The organism is Corynebacterium anserum, from assembly GCF_014262665.1.
In the GTDB taxonomy this organism is placed as follows: domain Bacteria; phylum Actinomycetota; class Actinomycetes; order Mycobacteriales; family Mycobacteriaceae; genus Corynebacterium; species Corynebacterium anserum.
This window is the reverse complement of sequence record NZ_CP046883.1, coordinates 1,484,849-1,504,115: the sequence shown is the minus strand read 5'-3', so window position 1 is coordinate 1,504,115 and position 19,267 is coordinate 1,484,849. Positions and strand designations below refer to the sequence as shown.

General features: G+C 55.8%; 15 protein-coding genes. 6 read left to right on the top strand and 9 right to left on the bottom strand.

All coding sequences use genetic code 11. The features are described 5' to 3' along the window. Positions 1-60: 60 nt before the first annotated feature. Positions 61-729 carry an O-methyltransferase gene (locus GP473_RS06245; protein WP_246394717.1) on the bottom strand — a complete coding sequence of 223 codons (669 nt, stop codon included), beginning with the start codon at positions 727-729 and terminating at the stop codon, positions 61-63. A gap of 237 nt (positions 730-966) precedes the next feature. Here GP473_RS06245 and sigE point away from each other — a divergent pair, with 237 nt between their 5' ends. From sigE to GP473_RS06230, 3 genes are all read left to right on the top strand, one after another. Continuing rightward, the gene (sigE, locus tag GP473_RS06240; RefSeq protein WP_246394715.1) at positions 967-1,554 is read left to right on the top strand and encodes an RNA polymerase sigma factor SigE; all 588 of its coding nucleotides are present in this window, start codon (positions 967-969) and stop codon (positions 1,552-1,554) included. Positions 1,555-1,675: 121 nt separating this feature from the next. After that, on the top strand, positions 1,676-2,044 hold the full coding sequence (locus GP473_RS06235) for an anti-sigma factor family protein (RefSeq protein ID WP_186276728.1): 369 nt from the start codon (positions 1,676-1,678) through the stop codon (positions 2,042-2,044). Between the two features lie 40 nt (positions 2,045-2,084). Then, a complete protein-coding gene (locus GP473_RS06230) occupies positions 2,085-2,711 on the top strand; it encodes a twin-arginine translocase TatA/TatE family subunit (RefSeq protein ID WP_186276727.1) in 627 nt (208 codons plus the stop codon). An 81-nt stretch (positions 2,712-2,792) separates the two neighbouring features. Here GP473_RS06230 and GP473_RS06225 read toward each other — a convergent pair whose 3' ends face one another. From GP473_RS06225 to GP473_RS06215, 3 genes are all read right to left on the bottom strand, one after another. Next, positions 2,793-3,923, bottom strand: a complete 1,131-nt coding sequence (locus GP473_RS06225) for an Mrp/NBP35 family ATP-binding protein (protein ID WP_186276726.1) — start codon at positions 3,921-3,923, stop codon at positions 2,793-2,795. A 125-nt stretch (positions 3,924-4,048) separates the two neighbouring features. Beyond that, a complete protein-coding gene (locus GP473_RS06220) occupies positions 4,049-4,609 on the bottom strand; it encodes a DUF1003 domain-containing protein (protein WP_185770059.1) in 561 nt (186 codons plus the stop codon). A 28-nt stretch (positions 4,610-4,637) separates the two neighbouring features. Next, entirely contained in the window at positions 4,638-5,948 is a 1,311-nt protein-coding gene (locus tag GP473_RS06215) for a magnesium transporter (protein WP_185770058.1), read from the bottom strand. 457 nt (positions 5,949-6,405) lie between these two features. Between GP473_RS06215 and GP473_RS06205 the strand changes: the two genes are divergently transcribed. Next, positions 6,406-7,086 (top strand): hypothetical protein, encoded by a 681-nt coding sequence (locus GP473_RS06205; RefSeq protein WP_185770057.1) that lies wholly within the window; start codon positions 6,406-6,408, stop codon positions 7,084-7,086. A 186-nt stretch (positions 7,087-7,272) separates the two neighbouring features. On the opposite strand, the gene GP473_RS06200 is transcribed toward GP473_RS06205, so the two are convergent. The 4 genes from GP473_RS06200 to GP473_RS06185 form a co-directional block, all read right to left on the bottom strand. Further along, the gene (locus GP473_RS06200) at positions 7,273-10,959 is read right to left on the bottom strand and encodes a multifunctional oxoglutarate decarboxylase/oxoglutarate dehydrogenase thiamine pyrophosphate-binding subunit/dihydrolipoyllysine-residue succinyltransferase subunit (protein WP_185770056.1); all 3,687 of its coding nucleotides are present in this window, start codon (positions 10,957-10,959) and stop codon (positions 7,273-7,275) included. Between the two features lie 178 nt (positions 10,960-11,137). Further along, on the bottom strand, positions 11,138-13,504 hold the full coding sequence (locus tag GP473_RS06195) for an ABC transporter ATP-binding protein (protein ID WP_186276725.1): 2,367 nt from the start codon (positions 13,502-13,504) through the stop codon (positions 11,138-11,140). Further along, positions 13,505-14,695: an ABC transporter ATP-binding protein gene (locus GP473_RS06190; protein ID WP_186276724.1), complete on the bottom strand. Its 1,191-nt coding sequence runs from the start codon at positions 14,693-14,695 to the stop codon at positions 13,505-13,507. It lies immediately after the preceding gene. A gap of 2 nt (positions 14,696-14,697) precedes the next feature. Continuing rightward, the gene (locus GP473_RS06185) at positions 14,698-15,444 is read right to left on the bottom strand and encodes a hypothetical protein (protein WP_186276723.1); all 747 of its coding nucleotides are present in this window, start codon (positions 15,442-15,444) and stop codon (positions 14,698-14,700) included. Between the two features lie 395 nt (positions 15,445-15,839). Between GP473_RS06185 and GP473_RS06180 the strand changes: the two genes are divergently transcribed. After that, positions 15,840-17,384 (top strand): carboxylesterase/lipase family protein, encoded by a 1,545-nt coding sequence (locus GP473_RS06180; RefSeq protein ID WP_246394714.1) that lies wholly within the window; start codon positions 15,840-15,842, stop codon positions 17,382-17,384. A gap of 129 nt (positions 17,385-17,513) precedes the next feature. Beyond that, positions 17,514-18,350: a hypothetical protein gene (locus GP473_RS06175; protein ID WP_186276722.1), complete on the top strand. Its 837-nt coding sequence runs from the start codon at positions 17,514-17,516 to the stop codon at positions 18,348-18,350. 105 nt (positions 18,351-18,455) lie between these two features. Here GP473_RS06175 and GP473_RS06170 read toward each other — a convergent pair whose 3' ends face one another. Further along, on the bottom strand, positions 18,456-18,956 hold the full coding sequence (locus tag GP473_RS06170) for a hypothetical protein (RefSeq protein ID WP_186276721.1): 501 nt from the start codon (positions 18,954-18,956) through the stop codon (positions 18,456-18,458). Positions 18,957-19,267: the final 311 nt, after the last annotated feature.

The following is a 19,267-nucleotide window of genomic DNA, read 5'->3' as shown; positions in this document are numbered from 1 at the left end:
CTTGTCAATTCTCGGTAGCCGCTGCAAAGGTGAATGCTGGGGGCGTAGGCGTCTGAGGTCTTAGGCGTTCTTGGTGATGAGGGTGGCACCAGCGCCGAGGGGGAGGCGTGCGACGGTAATTCCCACCATCTCTCGGAGAGCCGAGTCGGCTTCGCGAGCAGCGATGGTTTGGCGGTCAGTGCGGGAGGAGTCACCCACCAAACCATCCAATAAGGAATCGAGCAGAATGAGCAGGCCACCCGGGCGCAAAGCGGGCAACGTGGCCTGGACGGTTTGGAGAAGATCTTCCTCTGCGGCATCCACGACAGCAAGGTCGTAGGACTCTTGAGCCAAGCGGCCCACAACATCCAGAGGAGCCGAGGGGAGGAAGCGATACATGTTGTTACGTACCCCAGCTGCCTGAAAAGCCGCTCGGGCGAGCTGTTGGTGCTGCACCTCAGGTTCGATGCAGGTGAGATGGCCAGAACCGATACCAGCGAAAATGTGCAAACCGATGACGCCACACGCCGGGGACATGATGATGCCGGTGGGCGTGTGTCCATCCAATGCGCTGCTTCCGGCAGCGCGGGCAGCAAGGAACGTCAGTAACTCGCCGGTGATGGCATCCGGAGTGAGCAGCCCGAATTCATCTGCAGCTTCGTTCGCAGCGCTTAATACTTCGTCCGGATCCGTGGTGCGCTCTACGTAATCACGGATCGCGTCGGCGGGGGAGTTATTCGCAGCATTCACGCAAGTCACCTTATGGGAGAAACCGCTGGAAAGGTGGCTTAAAGCGCGGAGTGTCATGGGTGGCGTCGAAAAAAGAAAAAAGAGTGAACAACTGTGACAACAGTGACCAGAATCCTCTGTGTGAAGGTGCTCATTGGAGATTTCACGGTGTGTGACATGGGGAGTTCCCCGATGTTCACAGGAATCTGCCAGCTGAAGATGACCTGGACACCACAAACATGCTTCAATATAGAGATCATGAGTTCCACACGTCCTTCCTCAGCTCCCCGCAGTACGGCCGACTTTGATGCCGGTCAGGGAGATATGCCGACATGGGCGGAACTCGTTGAACAGCATGCGGATAGCGTCTACCGCTTGGCGTACCGACTTACCGGTAACCAGCATGATGCTGAAGACCTCACCCAGGACACATTCATGCGTGTTTTCCGGAGTTTGAAGACGTATCGCCCGGGCACGTTCGAAGGCTGGTTACATCGCATCACCACCAACCTTTTCCTGGATATGGTGCGTCACCGCTCCACTATCCGCATGGAGGCACTACCAGATGACTATGACCGGATTGCCGGTAACCAACCAGACCCTGAAAACGCCTTCGAACTTAACAATCTGGATCCAGCGCTAGAAAAGGCTCTTGATCAGCTCAGTCCAGACTTCCGTGTCGCAGTAGTCCTGTGTGATGGTTTAGGAATGTCCTATGACGAGATTGCCCAAACTCTTGGCGTGAAGATGGGAACTGTGCGTTCCCGTATCCACCGTGCGCGTGCGCAGCTACGTGCGATGCTTGAGCGGGATCAAGGGGAAGGCTCGCTGAGTTATGTCGGTTAGCGTCAGAAGTTGATCGAGGATGTCCAGCCGGCTGAAGGCTCGTGGAGCTGCGGCTGACAATTTCTCGGTGCACAGGTACATTCGGCAGTGATTAACGACCAAGGAGGTGTGAGAACGTCAGATGGTGCATGCGTATAAACCAGACCACGCTCTGTCTGTAGAGCACCTCTCGCCAGAAGCCATGGCTGCCTTGGTTGATGGCGAACTATCGCCGCGCGCTGAACACCGGGCAAAAGTTCACTTGGTTCACTGTCAACGCTGCCGGGATGAAGTCCGCGAGCAACGTCGGGCGGCCGAACGGCTGCGTGATGATTGCGGAGTGCACGCTTCTGGAAGTCTCATTGAGCGGCTGACCAGAATACCCGAATGCTGCGAAGAATATAGCCGCGATCGTGGATTTGGCGTGGATGGTCGCCGCCGGCCCGAAACTCTTATTGACGGTGTGGATCTGTTCTTTCGTCGAATACAAAGAAAGTCGAAGTCCAGCTGATACTTCGGCGGTTCGATCTCAAGTGGGATAAGGTAAACGAGTGTTTTCAAGCGTTGGTTGGGGAGAGGTTCTCGTTCTCCTCGTTGTGGGGTTGCTCGTTATCGGCCCTGAGCGTCTTCCGGGTCTCATTAAAGAAGTACGAGCTGTCCTTTTGGCATTCCGCAATGCTGTCTCCGAAGCACGCGCACAGCTCGACGGCGAGTTTGGCGAGGAGATGAAGCAGTTCTCGAAGCCCTTGGCCGAGCTGAACTCGGTGCGTCAAATGGGTGCGAAGGGTTTTCTCACTAAGACTCTGCTTGACGGCGACGATAGCTTCTTGGAGTCCATGGGCTCCACAACCCAGCAGGTCAAAGACACCGTCGATTCTGTTCGAAAGCCCGATCTGCGAGAGGCGCTGCGCGGTAGGGGCCAAACCGCTCCCCACAGCCCGCAAGCGGCGGCATCAGGTTCTGAAAGCGGGGGAGTTCCGGTGACTCAGCAAAGTGCGGTGGGAGAATCTCGTGAACAAGGCTCCGCGGTGAAACGCGCCGCTGAGAACATGGTCGCCTCGTCAGAAGCGTCAGAAGCACATAAGCAGCCTCACTCGCAGCCTCAGCCCTCGGGAGACGCGCAGTCCCAGTCTCAGCCACAGCCTGCCATCAATAACTTATGGGACGACGTGCTCTAACACGCGCCGTCCAGTAGACCGCTAGCGTGCTCAGCTAATGTTTTCTTCCCCCGGCTGGCACCGGAGTTCGACGTATTTGATCTATTTCCTGGTGACACCTAAGTTCAGGGATTTCCCGGCCAAGGAGGAACGGCGTAGGGACAAGTGGTCCGCTATGGCACCGAAGGCCTGGGTGGCAGCAGAGTGAGGTTCTGCCTTGACGATGGGGTTGCCTACATCGCCGCCGATGCGCAGGTTGGGATCCAAAGGAATCTGGCCTAGGAGAGGAACCTTTGCCCCGGAAATCTGAGTGAGGCGATCCGCCACGAACTGGCCACCACCCGAACCGAATGGCTCCATGCGTGAGCCGTCAGGCAGCACCATCCAGCTCATATTCTCGATGACACCGCCGATGCGCTGGCGGGTTTGCTGAGAGATAGAGCCCGCTCGTTCAGCGACCTCTGCTGCAGCTGCTTGCGGCGTGGTGACGATGAGCAATTCAGCATTCGGCACCAACTGAGCGACGGAGATAGCGACGTCGCCCGTTCCGGGCGGAAGGTCAAGTAGAAGAATATCAAGATCCCCCCAGAACACGTCACCCAGGAACTGCTGTATCGCACGGTGCAGCATGGGCCCACGCCAGACCACGGGAGAATTGTCCCCGACAAAGTGGCCGATGGAAATCAGTTTCACTCCGTGAGCCTGTAGAGGCATGATCATCTCATCAACTTGGTGCGGTTTGTCGGTAGAACCCATGAGATGAGGGATGGAGTGACCATAAATATCGGCATCGATCACGCCCACCTTCAGTCCGCGCTGTGCTAGGGCGACAGCCAGATTGACGGTGACGGAGGACTTACCTACGCCGCCTTTTCCGGAAGCGATGGCATACACGCGGGTGGTGGAATCTGGTTGTGCGAATGGGATTACCGGGTCCGCGGTGTTACCGCGCACCTTCATACGTACCTCGCGACGCTGCTCATCACTCATGACATCGGTCGTAACCGTGACATTACCGACTCCTTCGACGGACTCGGTAGCTTTGCGAGTTGCCTCGACGAGATGGTTTTTCATCGGGCATCCAGCGATGGTGAGGTAGATTTCAACAGCCACGTCAGAGCCGTTGATGTCAATTGATTTCACCATGCCCAGCTCGGTGATGGGGTGGTTGAGTTCGGGATCCTCTACGCGGGAAAGCGCGCTGCGGACAGCGGATTCTGTGACAGTCGACATGATTGCTCTAGTCTAACGCAGCGCTGTTGATGGGCAAGAAAAGTAGAGCACATTGTGTGGACTATATCTCATCGAAGGTGTGATCTTCTCCGGTGATGTGAAAGCCATCATCGATGGTATGAAACCTAGATCTTTGGGTGCGAAACGCCCGTCGTGCTATTGACGTCATCTGTGAGGGTATTATCGTCGTGGCTGCGATCCTCCAATTTGTCTTCGATGCGATGGAGGAGGTCGGTGATCTCGTCGAGTTCTCGGCGCAGATAGTCACGAGTGACGGATTCACCCACGGCAACACGCACGCCAGCCAGTTCACGGGCGAGGAATTCAGTATCTGCCTTTGTCTGGGCGGCGCGGCGTCGATCCTCATTGAGGGCGATCTTGTCGCGGTCATCCTGCCGGTTCTGAGCCAGAAGAATCAGAGGGGCAGCGTAGGCCGCCTGGGTGGAAAACGCTAGATTCAAAAGGATGAAGGGGTAGGGATCCCATGCCTTGACGGTCATCAAAATGTTCGCAATCACCCAGCCTGCCACGAAGATGGTCTGGTAGGCGAGGTACTTACCCGTGCCCAGGAAGCGGGCAATGCTCTCCGCCCCCCTACCGACGGTGTCGCCGTCTAGGTTGATGCGCTTGCGCTTCACCTTTGCGTTGGGAGTATCCAGGTCGGTCTTCTTGTAGTTGGTTGCCATAGGCGCTTAAGCCCTCCTTTCCGTGTTGTTAGTTGCTCTGATGCGCGGGGTGAGGTTGGAACGAGGCCGTAGTGGGGATCTCACCAACACGCCAATCTTGCTCACGCCAATCTTCAGGCAGCAGATGGTCGAGGAGGTCATCCACCGCAACTGCCCCGAGCAGGTGATTGTCAGCATCGAGGACTGGTCCACACACGAGGTTGTAGGTAGCGAAGTAACGTGCTGCGGTTTCTTGCGAATCCTCTGCGTATAACGCCGGTAATTCCAAATCGAGAATCCCGCCGATTTGAACAGAAGGTGGTTCCCGAAGAAGTTTTTGAAGATGGACACATCCGAGGTATTTTCCGGTCGGTGTGGCCTGCGGTGGGCGGGCAACGAAGATTATCGACGCAAGGGAGCTCGGCAGCTCGGGATTGCGGGCGTGAGCCAAGGCTTCAGCCACCGTTGCTTGCGGAGGAAGGATGATTGGTTCCGGAGTCATCAATGCACCCACGGAGGAAGGGGAAAACTCCATCAAGCGGCGAACTGGCTCGGACTCTTCAGGGTCCATGAGCTCCAAGAGCACGTCAGATTTATCACCTGGCAGCTCGGCCAGAACGTCTGCTGCGTCGTCCGGATCCATTTCTTCAAGCACGTCGGCGGCGCGCTCAATATTCAGATGGCTGAGGATCTTGGCCTGGTCATCTTCGGGCATTTCTGCCAAGACATTAGCTAGAAGTTCATCGTCCATCTCAGCCGCGATTTTGTTACGTCGATCTTCGGAAAGATCGCTCAACGCGTTAGCCACGTCTGCGTTACGCATTTCCTTAAACGACGCTAAGAGCTCCGCATCTGGATTAACTTGGCCTGTACCCGATGCGTGGAGTCCTTGAATGTGGTTGAGGTGGATGATGGTGATTTTGCTGAGCCGACCCAGACGAGAACGCTGAGCGACAGCTACGCGTCGGATACGCCAGTCACGGGTGCGGCTACGCTCCATCTCCACGTCTACAATCTCCACTACTTTCCCGTGGAGTTCAGGGTGTTCAGGGTCATCCGTGTGCACCTTAGCGCCGACTAGATCATCCATCAGGGAAAGCTCACCGGAGCGAGCTTTAAAAGGGCGCATGTTCACATTGGAGCTCACCGTAGTGAGTTCACTCGACGTCAACGCCGCAATGCGCAGCATAGGCAGGAAAATCTTGCGTTTCGACGCGAGTTCCAAAACGATTCCGAGGGCGGTCGCGCGTTCGTCGTAGATCGAGATGACCACGTCGCGAACGCGACCTACGGAGTCTCCATCGGGACCAAGAACCACCATGCCAGCCAAGCGGCCGGCAAACACACGCATTGAACTCATAACGCCCAAGATTACTGCATGCAGGTAATGTTGGTGTGTCTGAGTCTTGTTAAGGAGAATCCTCACTGTGCATGTGTTGAGCCGAACGATTACCGGTGGCCTTGTGGGCTTTGCCGTCGTCCTCACATTCTTGGGACACAGCGCATGGGTCGCCCACATTATTGGAGCAGGGATCGCGTGCGTCTCCGTGGCTTTCGCATCCCGCTGCCGTCACCGGGGAGAGCGTGCCGGCATTTGGATCCTGGTGCCTTTCGTCACGGCAGTGGCATTATATTTTTACGCGTGGTTTTAGAAACGCTCACTCGATAACTCCCCGAGATCCGCCTGGCCCCTGACTATGGGCAGAGAGCTATTCCGGTGCGTACGCAGGTCCACAACCTACCCACTTATCGCACATAGTGAGAGTCTAAGGAAAGCAAAAATCCCCCAGATCCCGCAAGAGAGGAAGAATAAAGACATGAACGGGAAGCGACTCCTTACGCGTCGGACGGGCGCATCCCTCATGGTTTTAAGCTCTCTCCTCGCAACGAGCGCATGTGGTATCACTGGTTTCGACAATAAGGGACTCCCCGAAACCCCCCGGGACGTGGTAATCGGCGTGCCGGATACGGATCCGCAACAACCGTGGGTGGACGGCGAAGTAGTCAAAGGGCTACAGCTGTACTACGCAGATATGCTCGACCGGACAGACCGTACGATTATCACCCAGCACATTTCTCTAAAAGACCGGCTAGACAAAGTACGTACAGGAGACATTCAGTTTACCTTCGGTTGCCTCGGTGAGATGTTAGATATGGTTGCTCCTTTGCAAGGCGAACAATTGCGCCGCACTATCGCGAAGCAAGCACCGGTCGATCTCACTACTCAGCAGCACATGACCCATGGAACCCTGCTATCGGTGCTTCCCAACGGCGTGACCATAACGGACTTCGGTAGTGCTGTGGCGTGTAAAAAGAAAGGTAAAAATGACCTGCCGCAAAACATTGTGGGCTTAGTGAATGACAGGCTCATGGATCGGGAGGACAAGGTGACATTCAGCCAGGGAATTAACGGGAAGACTCTGGACGAGTTGAGGCGCGGCGCAGAGGATCCAGATAGTGTGAGTTTGGATTATCGAGAAAAGGAAAAACTGGGCTAGGAAAGATGTGGGGAGAGTTAGGGGAGTACTCAAAGGGCTAGCCGGGAAACGCGTACCGGGGTGATAGGGGATCAGCGAGTGGAGTAATCGAAAGTGTAGCGACGAACACGCCTCCCGGATCCCCTGCAGGGGATCCGGGAGGCGTGTGCTGCGTCTAGCCTCAGCTAGTGGAGTTAAGCAGTGGGATTACTCAGCGAAAGCCTCATCCAACAGTGCTTTTTGCTCCATCTGGTGCACCTTGGACACACCAGTTGCAGTGGAAGACTGAGCACGGCGTGATACCCGCTTGAGTTGAATACCCGGTAGGTACTCCGGAAGCTGTAGGGCGAGGAAAGGCCAAGGACCCTGGTTGGCTGGCTCGTCCTGAACCCAACGGATCTCCGTGGCATTGGGGTAATTGCCCAGCGCATCACGGATGCGGTTGTACGGCACAGGGTGCAGCATCTCTACGCGGATAATGGCAACATCATCACGCTTGTCAGCGGCGCGCTTCTTTTCCAGGTCGTAGTAGATCTTGCCCGAGCACATGAGGACAGTCTTTACATCCTTGGCCACGCCATCGTGGTGAGGGTCGTCGATGACAGAATGGAACTTCTTAACCTCAGTGAAGTCCTCGATGGAGGACACCGCAGCCTTGTTGCGCAGCATAGACTTCGGGGTGAAGACAACCAATGGGCGCTTAAGACTACCCAAAGCATGGCGACGCAGTAGGTGGAAGTAGTTAGCCGGGGTAGAAGGCTGAGCCACAGTCCATGAACCCTCAGCGGACATTTGCAAGAAACGCTCAATGCGGGCAGAAGAGTGGTCAGGGCCTTGGCCTTCGTAACCGTGTGGAAGTAGAAGAACCAGGCTAGATAGCTGGCCCCACTTGGCCTCACCGGAAGAAACGTACTCATCGATGATGGTTTGAGCACCATTGGCGAAGTCGCCGAACTGTGCTTCCCACGCGACGAGAGCATCCGTGTTGCCCACGGAGTAGCCATACTCGAAGCCCATGGCAGCGTACTCAGTCAACGCGGAGTTATACGTATGGAAGGAGCCACCATTGCCGGCTTCTTCCGCGAGTTCCTGCAGTGGGTTATAGCGGTCATTATCTTCGGAATCGAAGATCACGGAATGACGCTGGGTGAAGGTACCACGTAGAGAATCCTCACCAACCAGGCGGACTAGCTTGCCCCCCTCTACCAGGGAACCGAAAGCGAGTAGCTCACCGAACCCCCAGTCAATGTTGCCGTTCTTGGACATCTCCGCGCGCCGCTTGATGACAGGCTTCACACGAGGATGAACTTTAAGCCCCTCAGGGGTGTTGATGAACTTTTCGCCAATCTTCTCGATGAGCTCACGAGACACGGAGGTGTCCAAACCGCGTGGGAGATCCTGGGAACCAGTGATGCCTGTCTGAGCCTTTGGGCTCGCTCCCTTTTCTGCCTCGCGAACTTGGTTGAATACAGTTTCCAGCTGCTCGTGGAAGTCCCGCTGTACCTTTTCTGCGTCTTCCTCAGACAGATCCCCGCGGCCAATGAGGGTCTCGGTATATTGCGCGCGAGACGTGGGTAGTTCACCGATGATCTTGTACATCAGTGGCTGCGTCATCGAAGGATCGTCGGCTTCATTGTGACCACGGCGGCGGTAGGTAACCAGGTCAATAAAGACGTCCTTGCCAAACTTGTTGCGGTAGTCCACAGCAAGTTGGGCGACCCACACGACAGCTTCGGCGTCGTCACCGTTGACGTGGAAGACAGGAGAGTCGAAGCCTTTTGCAAGGTCGGTGGCGTAGAAGGTGGAACGGCCGGAATCTGGAGTAGTGGTGAAACCGATCTGGTTATTCACGATGATGTGTACTGTTCCGCCAACTTCGTATGCCTTCAACTTGGCGAGGTTGATGGTCTCCTGAACAATGCCCAGACCTGCGAAGGAAGCATCACCGTGCAGCATCAGTGGCAGGACAGCACCGGAGTGGTCCGTCTCCAACTGATCGCGTTTGGCGCGAGCGATGCCCTCGAGTACTGGGTCGACAGCCTCCAGGTGTGAAGGGTTGGCGGCGAGGTAGACATCAATTTCGCCATCACCGAACATTTGGGTGTAGTGCCCCTTGGAACCCAAGTGGTACTTGACATCGCCTGATCCGCCTGCAGATGCTGGGTCGATATTGCCTTCGAACTCGGTGAAGATCTTGGCATATGGCTTACCCACGATGTTGGCCAGCACGTTCAAGCGACCGCGGTGTGGCATGCCAATGACGACCTCTTCGAGGTCTGCGCCGGCAGCACGGTCGATAGCGGCGTCCATCATTGGAATGAGGGTTTCTGCGCCTTCCAAGGAGAAGCGCTTCTGGCCCACGTACTTGGTCTGCAGGAAGTTCTCGAAAGCTTCAGCAGAGTTGAGCTTCTGCAGGATGTACTTTTGTTCAGCCTGGGAGTAGCGTGGCTGCCCCGCTTCGATGCGTTCACGTAGCCACCCACGCTCTTCCTTGTCCAGTATATGGGTGTACTCGTAGCCCACTTTGAGGGTGTAAGCCTTGCGCAGCGCGGCCAACACTTCACGTAGTGTCATCGTCTCCCGGCCGAGGAAGCCGCCGACGTGGAATGTGCGGTCGAAGTCCCACAACGTCAGGCCGTGAGTTTCGATGTTGAGATCGGAGTGATCCGGTACGGGAAGACCCGGCTGCGTCCAGTGCAGGGGATCAATGTCGGCGATGAGGTGACCGCGGGAGCGGTATGCCTCGATCAGTTTCATCACGCGGGTGGACTTATCCACACCGATGTTTGGTAGGTCTTGCGACCAACGCACTGGAGCATAAGGCACCTTCATCGACTGGAAAATGTCGTCCCAGAAGTTATCGTCAATGAGCAGACGGCTCATTGTACGCAGGAACTCACCGGATTCAGCACCCTGGATGATGCGGTGGTCATAGGTGGAGGTGATAGTCACCAGCTTGCCGATGCCCATCTCGCCGAGACGATCTTCGGAGGCACCTGCAAATTCGGCCGGGTAATCCATGGAGCCCACACCAATGATGGCGCCCTGTCCCTTGGTGAGTCGCGGAACGGAGTGGCGGGTTCCGATACCACCGGGGTTCGTCAGGGAAATAGTGACGCCGGAGAAGTCTTCCATGGTCAGCTTTCCCTGGCGGGCACGTTTCACAATGTCTTCGTACTTCGCGACGAAATCAGAGAAAGACAGGGTTTCTGCTTCTTTGATGGCCGCAACGACCAGGGAACGGGTGCCGTTCTTCGCGGTCATGTCAATGGCTAGACCCAAGTTGATGTGCTCAGGGACGACGAGAGTCGGCTTGCCGTCTTTCAACTCGTAGGAGTTGTTCATGTCCGGGTGAGCCATCACTGCACGGATTAGTGCGTAACCGATGATGTGGGTGAAGCTGATCTTTCCACCACCACGTGCCTTGAGGGTGTCATTCACCATGGCACGGTTTTCAAACATGAGTTTGGCGGGCATGTCGCGTACGGACGTGGCCGTTGGAATTTCCAGCGAGATGTCCATGTTTTTGACGACGGCCTTCGAGGCGCCCTTGATGACCTTTTCTCCTGGTTCTGGAGCCTCGACGGGAGCCTTGGGAGCTGGGGGTGCTACGCGCTTGGGAATGACGGAGGCCCGGTTAAATTCCGGCTCCTCTTTCTTATTGGCGGGCTGCTTCTCCATGGCGGTCTTGGCAACGTTCTGTTGCTCAACTGCCTTCTTGGAGGTCATGCGGCCTTTGTTGGATGCCTCAGATGCCGGGGTGACGGCACTGTCTTGAGGGTTCTTCTGGAAAAAGTCGCGCCATTCTGGATCGACGGACTGTGGGTCCTTCTTGTACTGCTGGTACATCTGATCCACCAGCCAAGTATTCTGACCGAAATTCGCGCTGCTCACGGCAGGTCCTCGCCTCTTTTCTTCATGACTTCAGTCTCGTCGCTCCACCCTACTACAAAGTCGCACCGAGCCTGTCGACTAGGGGGCATGTCATTTATGTATATATCTGCAGATAAAGCCACTGTTTCGGGCCTGCGGTGTGAGAAGGAGCAATCTATGTTGTTCCGTAATTAATAGGTCACACTTGATGGTTCCAGAGACGTGCGTAGTAGCCGCCGGATTGCACAAGTTCGCTGTGTGTTCCCGTTTCCACAATGCGCCCACGGTCCACCACCACAATCCGGTCTGCTCGCGCAGCGGTGGTAAGCCGGTGGGCAATGATTATTGCCGTGCGCCCACTGGCAGCTTGAGTTATAGCGCTGACGATGGTTCGTTCCACATCCTCAGGCAGACTGGCTGTCGCCTCGTCCAGAACCATTACTGCAGGTTGGATGAGTTCTGCGCGAGCTAGAGCAATGATCTGTCGTTGAGCAGCAGACAATCCATAGCCGTGTTCACCGATCGGTGCGAGATAACCACCGGGAATTGTAGAGATGATGCCTTCACCACCGATTGCTGAGACCGCACGTTCAATCTCGACGCGGGTGGCGTCCGGTTTCCCGAAAGCGATGTTTTGCGCGACCGTAGTAGGGAAAAGGTGGGGTTCTTGAGGTACCGTCCCCACTGTTCGACGCCACGCCTGTAGATCAATGGTGGATATGTCTACCAATGGATTGTGTGCGCTTGCCGGGTCGGACGTGCCGCATGTGAGAGGGGGTGCCTGGAGGCCGGCGGAGATCGTTCCACGTTGCGGGTCGTACCAGCGGGAGATGAGTTTTGCGATGGTTGATTTTCCTGCACCCGTTGCACCTACCAATGCCGTGGTGCCTTCGAAGGTATGAGAGAGCTCAACAGCAGGTCTGGAGGCGTGTAAGTGCTTATCCGGAGTTTCTGAGCACAACTGGTGTGAATCTCTTGACGAGGGATGCCCAGAAGACATCTGGTAGCTGAAAGCCACGTCGTCGAAGACGATCGCCGGGGACACTGGTGGCGGTAGCAAGGGAGAAATCACAGGGGAAGGGCAATGATGCACCAAGCGAGGTTGTGTGTTGAGGAAGCCCCGGAGGCGGTCGAGTCCCACTTTTGCTTGTTGGAAGGAGTCGAAGATTTGGGAGAGCTGTTGTACAGGGGTGAAGAAGACAGTGAGATAAAGGCTAAACGCTACGACAGCTCCTTGAGTGGCGTGGCCATGAGCAACCAGCGTGGAGCCGAGGGCGAGAATCGCTGCTTGGGCGAGATCCGTGAGCCAATTGATGCCGGGGAAGAAAACGCTGACGGCCGCTTGAGCCTTGATGCGGGTGCGGCAGTACGCCGCAGATTCATGTTCTAAGCGGCGGTAAAGCGCTGGCGCATACCCATAGGCCTGCGCAGTGATGAGACCCGCGACGGATTCCTGAAATGTGGAATTCACGCGGCTGATCTTGGTCCTCGCGTGGGAGTACAGGCGAGAGGCCGTCCGCTTGAAGATCCATGCTGCAAGGGCAATGACAGGTAGGAACAAGGCGCTGATTCCCGTGAGCGTGAGATTTGTGTAGAGCAACATCCCCAGAACGCCGACGAGCATAGTGAGGCTCACGATGAATTGGGATAGACCCGTCTGCAGGAAGTTGGATAAAGAATCAATGTCCGTGGTTAAGCGCGTCATGATCTGACCGAAGGATTGAGCCTCGTACCAGCGCATGTCCAGGCAATTGAGATGGCGAAAGCTGCGTACCCGAAGGGCATAAAGAATCCGTTCTCCAGCCCGCGTCGTAAGCACCGTGTTGATGGATAATGCGATCCAACTCGTCGCAACCACGGCGAGCGCTACGGCAGCGGTGTGGTTGACCACGGACTGATCTTCCTGAGCGACGCCAGCGTCCAGAGCGTGGCGGATGAAGCTTGGAAGGGATACATCTGCGATGACCGTGACAAATAGGGAAGCAACCACGGCTACGAGCAATCCCGGTACTAACCTACTGAGGTTTCTGATGCTCAGTGGTGCAGTGTAATCCTGTACTAGCGGTTGTTCTAGGTCGCTGTCTGCGAGTTTTTCGACGCCAGCCGGTGGTTCCCCTTGTTTCTCTTGGGGTGGCGGGGGATCCGCTGGCCACAGTTCTTGGTGTGGGGGTTCCGAAAGCGTAATGAGGATGGAATCTGGGGGAACACCGAGGCCACGTTTTCCATCTTTCAGACGGTGATTGATGCTGATGACGGACATACCGTCCGAAAGATCGCTGAGGTTGCGCAGTATTTGACGCTCAGTGGTGGCATCAACGGCAGATGTGGCGTCATCCAAAATGAGAACACTCGGGTGGCGCAGTACCGCGCGAGCCAGGGCAATACGCTGTCGCTGCCCACCGGACAGCCGTAGTCCACGTTCGCCGACCATCGTGTCCAGCCCGCCGAGTTCCGTGATGAAGTCATCCGCACACGCGATACGAGCCGCACTCCACACGTCACTCTCCGTGGCGTGTGTACCGAGACGGATATTCGCCGATGCTAGCTGAGTAGAGAAAAGGCTCATCTAGAACAATGACGGGCGTTGGTCTTCCGGCAGATCTAATAGAGGGCAGGAGGTGGCGTCGGGGAATGTGGCAAAAAGCCCCGACGACGCTGAAGAATCCACTCCGGCCAAAGCACGGGCCACGAAAGATTTACCCGACGCAGCAGGACCCGTGATCACTGCCCAATAACCAGCGGGAATGTCGATGGATATAGATGGACAACCAGGCCGACCCGGGATGACGCCGCGTATGCCGAAAGGCGTACAGTCCGAGTGCGCGCTGTCGGGCTGAGGACGGGAGGGAAGTTCTAGGAGTTCCTCGACGCGGTGCACTGCCGCGCGTGCGAGAAACACCGTAACCATCATGGATGCCGTCATTCGGATAAGCCGGGCGAGGAGTGTGACATAGGTAGCGGCAGCAAGAAACTCCCCAAGCGAAAGAGCGCCGCGCTGAGCTAGCCAACCACCAACAACCACGGTGGCGACGAGCATCACTTGTGGAATGGAACTCAACGCAGGCTGGAAAAGAGCCGTGAGTCGCCCCACTCGCATGCGGCGTCCATACAGAACCCGTGCCAGAGCATCGAAGCGGGAGATCATCGCCGGCTGTTGCGCGAAATTCTTAATCACCCGCACCCCGCTGACGCACTGTTCGATATGCGATGCAACAGTCGCTTGCTGTTGTTGCACCAGCCACGTTGCGGGGTATAGGCGGCGGCGTGAAAGAAAAGCCACGCAAAACATCACCGGGATATGGGCCAGCATCACGAGTGCGATCACGGGCGATATCCACAGGAGGATTGCCGAAATGAGGATCACTTCCACCACGCCACTGGCCACCACCGGAATTAGAGCCACCATGGACTGGATTTGCCCCAAATCGGAAATGCAGCGAGATACCAATTGGCCAGTTGACAACCGGGAAGCTTCCGCAGCATCAATAGACTGAAGGCGGCGCATCACCGCCATACGCAAAGAATGCTGCACTCGGATAGAAAGAGCACCGGAAAAGAAACGCCGGCAGCCCTGAACCGCGAAACGCGCGGTGGCAGCGAAGATGAGAGCCTCGATGGCACCGCTCTTGCCGTCGACCGCTGCGCCTGCGCACAGAGGAATGAGGACAGCTGCAACAGGAAGCACAAGCGTGAAAAACACCGCACCCGCAAGCATCCACGGATGCTTGCGAAGCGCGGTGATGAGCGGAGCGGACATTCCTACATAGTAGGATGCTTGAGTTCCGCGATGACGCGGTGGACCTGTTCAGTCATGTGTTCAGCAATTTTCTTATTCGCCCGGGCACCAAGAACTGCTCCGACACCAAACGGCAGCAGCTTCTTTAACAACGCGCCGCCGAAGCGCTTGCGCATTTGTTTGAACGCAATACGTCCCAGAGTGGAATTGATGGTGACCAATTCCTTACCCGAGGCATTGCGCAGTCCACGTAGCGATTTAGCAGAAGTCAGCGCCCCGTCTTGAGTGAGGGCGTTCACAAGTTCGTTGGAGGATGCTCCTGAGATGGTCGTCAGAATGAGAGCACGGCGGTGCTGTTCGTCGCCTACATCTATTCCGTGCAGTTCGGCGGAGGCCAAGGCATACAGTCCGCAGGCCTCGAGCAAGATGACGGATTCTCCGGCGATACCACCGATGGAGGCTAGGGTTCCGATGCCGGGAAGTGCGGCCAAACCGCCAGTACCTGTACCGGTTCCTACTGCAAGGTTATGGAAGTGCTTATCCAAAATGGATTGACGTTCTTCCACAGATTTTCCGCTGTGCTTGGCGTTTAGTTTCTGAACGTAGCTGCGGATGGCAGGTTGTTGTACGGACGCAGCGCGATCAACCGCACTGAAGAAGCGACCAGCGACAGCACCTTGTGGGTAGTCTTTCAAATCTGAAAAGTCGCGTGGTGCGTCGTTGTTCTGTGCCTTGTTCTTCTTGCGCTTGATGAAGCCGAAGATGCCCATCGTTGAGACCTCTTTCAGAGTGAGTCTTGGTTTTTGTCAGTCTTTTAGAAGGCCTTTTTTAGAAGGCCTTTTCATAAGGCGATTCGTCCAGCTTAACGAAAACCCTGCCGTCTTTGTTCCTCAGATATATCTATTTGTGGATGGATAAGGGCGAGGTGTAGCGACCATCGAGGATGATGTTTCCAGGTTGTGAGGGATCATTGGGAAGATCATGGTGCGTCATGATCTGGGGATGAGCCGGAGGTAGTGCGGCTATGGTGGAGGAGATACGAGATGAGCTCGAGATGCGTCGGCAGTGAAGAAGAATACAATGAGATAGCGTGAAGGATGCTGAAAAACGAACCTCGTACGAGGGGGAGAACCAGGCGTTCGAGACAGCTTCTGGAATAGGTCGTGTGAATTCTGGGATACCTGGTGTGGGAGATTCTACTGCGCACCGCCCTATCGATGTGCACGTAGATGGCGGGGTGGTGCGCGGTGTGGTGATGGAGGGTGTGCGCACGTGGCGAGGCGTTCCCTACGGGGTGGCGGAGCGTTGGAAGGCTCCGGGGCCAGTGGAATGGCAAGGGGTCTGGCCAGCGGATGACTATGGAAGCGTGGCACCGCAGACCACCTACACTTGGAAAGATACTGTGGTGGGCGATGAGGATTGCTTGAACCTTGATATCGTGCGACCAGATAGTGATGAACAGCTTCCGGTGGTTGTTTACTTACATGGCGGAGGTTTCTTTGCCGGGGCGAGCCACACTGCCGTACTGCGCGGGTTTAGTTTTGCTCGGCAGGTCAATTGCGTCTATGTGGCGATAAATTTTCGCTTGGGCGTATGTGGATACCTCGATATGAGTGCGTTGGATATCAGCGGTAGTGAGGATCTGGAACCGAACCCTGCGCTGAAAGATCAACTGTTGGCCTTGAAATGGGTACAGAAAAATATTGCCCAGTTTGGTGGAGATCCAGGCCGTGTGACACTCATGGGAGAATCTGCCGGCGGTTCTGCGGCCAGTGCTTTGATGGCTAGCCCTCTTGTTGAGGGGCTCTTCCACCGGGTGATTCTGCAGTCAGCGCCGGTGATGACCGTGCATACCAGGGGATTGTCCACGGTGTGGGCGCGGAAACTTGTTCAGTATGCGGGCTTTGCTCCCCGGACTGTGAGCATGGGAGAGCTGAAGGATTTGCCGGCCGGTGAGTTAGTGCGCGCCGGGCAGCAAATGTTGTGGCGGGGGCGGGGTTTGTGGGAGCTGAACTCTTGTTTTGGTAACACGGTGGACGGTAATGCACTCCCGGAGCACCCTCTGCAGATTTTTGGTTCGGAGAAGCAAGCGAGAGTTCCATTGCTGATTGGTACTAACAATGATGAGCTCAGTGCCGCCCAGGTGTTGTTCTTTTCGAAAAGTCGCCGTGCTGAGGCGGCGCGTAGGATGCTGCTGGCGCATGATCCGGATCTGGCGGCTGATGTGGAAAAAGCTTATGGGGATTTGGGTAACCGAGGGGCTTTTGCCTTGTTCTTGGCGGATGCGGTTTTCTGGGCTCAGTCAGTGCGTTTAGCGGAGTTACATGCACAGGCGGGTGAGCTGGTTTGGATGTATCGATTTGATTATGCGCCGGCCGTGTTGCGGCGTTTGGGAATCGGTGCGATGCATTCGATGGAGTTATCTGCGTTATTTGGCGACGCACAAGCCTCTAGGGCGCGCATTCTCTTGGGGTCAGAGATGGATTGTGTGACGGAACAGATGCAAGAGGCATGGTCTCAGTTTGTTTGGGGTGGATCGCCTGGCTGGGATAGATATTGTGCGCCCGCGCGTACGACGAAGATTTTCGAAATTGATTCCTACACTGTCGATGACCCGCGCAGAGATTTTCGCGAGGTTTGGGAGAACTTTCGTATGAGTGGTTGGAATGGGGAGCCGGAGTTAATTCCGTTTCCCCGTCCGGGACGCTAGTGGCGTTAGCAGGAGTGGCTGCACGGGGCTAACATTATCCTCAAGGTGTCTCGGTGGCTGTGCGTATCCGCGCCGGGGCGTGGTTTGCAACACGCGTGGGGTGGAACCCTTGCGAGAAAGGAACCTGTGATGGGTTTCTACGAAGACATTGCCGAGGCCCTAGACGCTGAGGGTATTGAGTCTCGCATTGTGGACGGCACTTTGTTTGTTCCCATTGCTCCGGAGGTCGAAGTGCAATTTTCTGAGATCGTCGGTGAGGGACCTGTGAGCGCTATAAAGGCTGCCAATGTGTTTGTGGCGATGGCAGATGTCACCGATGAGGATGAGGAATTTGAGGCAGCGCTGGTGGGGGTGGTGTTCTCTGTGGACGCGGCAGTCGCTGAAGTGAACAAGCATATCGCCATGGATCAGGTAATTAGCGTGTTGAATGATCTGATCGAGGGGAGTGATGATCGGCTTGAAGATCTTGACTTTGAGCAGGATCCCACTGAACCGTTGGTGGTTCACGCTCAGGTAGGCGAGGAGTCCCATTTGGTTGTGGAGTTGGAAGCCGATGGTGAGCAGCCCGAAGGGCGTGTGACCTTTGTGACCTATGGCGACGATTTTGAAGAATTGCTTGAGCAGGCGACTGATGAGCTCTTCGAGTATGAGGAAGATATACGTGAGGCCGAGCGCCAGGGTGTATTCGATGACATGGTGGCGGATATTGGCGACCTCACCCGCGAGATCTTGGAGCTGGGAACTTTCACTGATTTCTCTTTAATGTTTGATGCCTTGGCAGTTGCTGCCCAGCAGGCATACGACTGGGAAGAGATGCTCGTTCCTCTTGACGACGCCTATGATGAGGGCGCTCATGACGGCAATGTTTATGATGAGGGCGTTTATGACGACGAAGAGGATACTGCTGACACCGATGAAGACGGCGAGTCCTACAGGGATGTAGACGACGGCGAATCTGCTCACTGAGGGGGCAAGTCCGTCTATTGAGAACGGGGAGATGTAGCAACACCGGAGGTGATGGCTAGGTAGGCCTCTTTTCGTGCAACAACCGTCTCCTCTGCAACCTCATCCTCAGGCAGCGTGGGGACGCGTAGTGAGAGGTTCAGCTTCGAGCTGTTCCTGTGTTAATAGCGCGTGCCATGTCCACGTAAGAGATTCGCCTTCGCTGTCGCGCTGGATCCATGCGTTTCTGACAATTGAGCGGAAAAGCGAATGAATATCAACGGTCACATTACGCAGGGGGCCGCGCAGAGATTTCTCATCTACCATCGCGCTCAAAGTGACAAGGAATAAAGGAGCGTCAGTGGGAGCGGGTGTACCAATAAGTTTTTCCCACATGATGGGTGAGACTCTGTGACGCGATGCGTGTATGCGGGCTTGGGCACTACGCATATTCACGATCACGTGAGGCGCTTTCCAGTTGGGAGCAATGCGGATACGACTGCGAGGATGACGCAGTAGTGCTTTGATCTGTTCAGCATTGCGCCTGCTATCACGAACGGGAGCTAAAGCAGAGAGGGGAGAAGCTTGCGGGTGAGGTGTGGACGTGGTGATTGATCGGATATTCAGCATGGGAACCTCCTTCTGTGTTTCATGCTGCGGAAGGGTGTGGGAGAAAAGTGAAATGAAGCCGAGGGCTGACATCGAAGAAGTGATGTGCAGTGGGTTCATCGCGAGGCTTTTCCCGGGAATGGCTTTTCTGAAGTCGCTTTTCTTCGAATTCACTACGTCGAACGTTAGGAACGAGCGAGACAATAAAGAGGTGGCGTTGAGAAATAAATAGAACATATGTTCTACACGTGAGCCATTTGTAGGGAAGCTAGAGCACGGCAACTAACATGGCGCACAGAGAAGCAGAACAGTGCTCTGCGAACAATGAAACG

Excerpts from the sequence above, each read along its gene's own strand:
- sigE (WP_246394715.1), top strand. The coding sequence starts at position 967 with ATGAGTTCCACACGTCCTTCCTCAGCTCCCCGCAGTACGGCCGACTTT.
- GP473_RS06235 (WP_186276728.1), top strand. The coding sequence starts at position 1,676 with ATGGTGCATGCGTATAAACCAGACCACGCTCTGTCTGTAGAGCACCTC.
- GP473_RS06215 (WP_185770058.1), bottom strand. The coding sequence starts at position 5,948 with ATGAGTTCAATGCGTGTGTTTGCCGGCCGCTTGGCTGGCATGGTGGTT.
- GP473_RS06190 (WP_186276724.1), bottom strand. The coding sequence starts at position 14,695 with ATGTCCGCTCCGCTCATCACCGCGCTTCGCAAGCATCCGTGGATGCTT.
- GP473_RS06205 (WP_185770057.1), top strand. The coding sequence starts at position 6,406 with ATGAACGGGAAGCGACTCCTTACGCGTCGGACGGGCGCATCCCTCATG.
- GP473_RS06170 (WP_186276721.1), bottom strand. The coding sequence starts at position 18,956 with ATGCTGAATATCCGATCAATCACCACGTCCACACCTCACCCGCAAGCT.
- GP473_RS06195 (WP_186276725.1), bottom strand. The coding sequence starts at position 13,504 with ATGAGCCTTTTCTCTACTCAGCTAGCATCGGCGAATATCCGTCTCGGT.
- GP473_RS06220 (WP_185770059.1), bottom strand. The coding sequence starts at position 4,609 with ATGGCAACCAACTACAAGAAGACCGACCTGGATACTCCCAACGCAAAG.
- GP473_RS06225 (WP_186276726.1), bottom strand. The coding sequence starts at position 3,923 with ATGTCGACTGTCACAGAATCCGCTGTCCGCAGCGCGCTTTCCCGCGTA.
- GP473_RS06185 (WP_186276723.1), bottom strand. The coding sequence starts at position 15,444 with ATGGGCATCTTCGGCTTCATCAAGCGCAAGAAGAACAAGGCACAGAAC.
- GP473_RS06175 (WP_186276722.1), top strand. The coding sequence starts at position 17,514 with ATGGGTTTCTACGAAGACATTGCCGAGGCCCTAGACGCTGAGGGTATT.